Below are 1858 nucleotides of genomic sequence, written 5' to 3' on the forward strand. Positions count from 1 at the left end.
CGTATTGATCATCCAGGTGCCAAAGATCTTCATGCCGGGTAAACGGTGGGCGGCATTGCAGATCATCCGCCCGCGGGTACCGTCAGCCTCAAGAGGGACGTATATTTTAGCGCCATCTTTAGGGTAGATCACTTCCATGGTGTTGTTGTTTTCTGCCTGGATACATCCGTCCCGGAATGGCGGCAACACATGATACTGGTAGTCGCGTGCTTTGTAATAATACTCCATGGAAGGCGGCAGCACAAACCACTTTTTATTAATCATGTTATCCGGCGATTCACAGTTTCCGTTCACCTGGTATTTGCCATCAGCAGATAAATGGATTAGTTGGTGATAAGGGCAAACCGGGGCCTTTAAACCACTTTTAGGCACCAGCATTTCGTCTGCATCAGCACAATATTGCCCGGCACGGTAGCCGCTTTGATGGCATACATTAATTTTTACCATTTCGCCTGTAGGCATCTCAAACCAATCCCTCGAAACAGGCAATAATCTGAAGATCTCGAACAGGGCAGGTGCTGCAGTATTTATTCCTGTTAAGCCAGGCCTGCCTTCGCCATCGGTGTTGCCTACCCAAACACCTACAACATATTTGGGTGTGATGCCTATGGCCCAGCCGTCTCTGAAGCCAAAGCTTGTTCCGGTTTTCCAGGCTATCCGCTGGGTGGAGCTGAATTGCTGCCATAGCATTTCTTCCCCCGGGCGCATTACTTCCTCCATTGCCTGGAAAGTATAATATATAGACGCCGCATCCAGCAAGCCCGACTTTTCTAAAGAAGGTTTATCGGTTGACTGCCTGCTATAAACCGGGCTATGGAAATCAGCGGGATCATATTTGCCGTTGTATTTATTGTAGTGGTTAAGCACCCGGGCCATATCGGCATAGGCGCCGCTTAATTCCCAAAGCGTGTTCTCGCCGCCACCTAATATTAGTGAAAGCCCGTAATGATCTGCGGGTTTGGTTAGTGTGGTAATGCCGGACTTCTGTAAAAAATCATAAAACCGCTCATATTTAAATTGTTGCAGCATTTTTACAGCTGGTACATTTAACGAACGTGATAATGCCCTTGATGCCTGTACCGCGCCATCATAACCCAGATCAAAGTTTTCGGGGTGATAGCCTGCAATAAGCGTGGGAACATCAGGAATGAGGCTATTAGGGAGTATGAGCCCGCTATGCAGCATAGATGCATATAACAGGGGCTTTAATGTGCTACCCGGACTACGGGGCGCATCTATTACATCAACATCGCTTTCCATCTGCGGATCTTCGTGGTGGGTGATATTGCCCGCATAGGCAAGTGTTTGCCCGGTTTCTACATCAAGTACAATTGCAGCAATGTTGTTGATATCATTGGCCTTTAACACCTGGTGATGCTGCTCCAGTATATCGTTTACCTGTTGCTGCAAGGCAGATTTTATACTTGTCTGGATCCGGGTATCTCCTGATGGTTTGGCATGATGATCATTTTTAAAACGCTGTAACAGGTGAGGAGTAAGCGAGGGCAGGGGCATTGGTTTTTCGGGTACAGGTTCTAACTGCGCAAGGGTTGCCGTTGTGCTATCAATAATGCCTTGTTTATAAAGCCGGGTTAGCAGTAAATTGCGTTTTTTCAATAAAATGAGCCTGTTTCTGCCGGGGTGCACCAGCGAAGGCGAGTTTGGCAAAACAGCCAAAGCAGCCATTTCGCCCCAAGAAAGTTTATCTGGGTTGCGCCCGAAATACCGCCATGATGCGGCATCCAGTCCAATTACATTGGTGCCAAAAGGAGCATTGCTGGTATAAAGTGCCAGTATTTCACTTTTGCTGTAGGTAAGTTCAAGTCGCAGGGCCATAAAAATCTCCAGGAGCGTGTTC

1 protein-coding gene is annotated in these 1858 nt (G+C 47.7%); it reads right to left on the minus strand.

Annotation, left to right across the window (positions count from 1 at the left end; all coding sequences use genetic code 11):
* The coding region (gene pbpC / locus AC1DPZ_RS26405; RefSeq protein WP_477409110.1) for a penicillin-binding protein 1C at nt 1-1836 on the minus strand (1836 nt) is incomplete at its 3' end.
* Between the last annotated feature and the right edge of the window lie 22 nt (nt 1837-1858).

The sequence above is a fragment of the Mucilaginibacter sp. P4_G9 genome, from assembly GCF_056400985.1.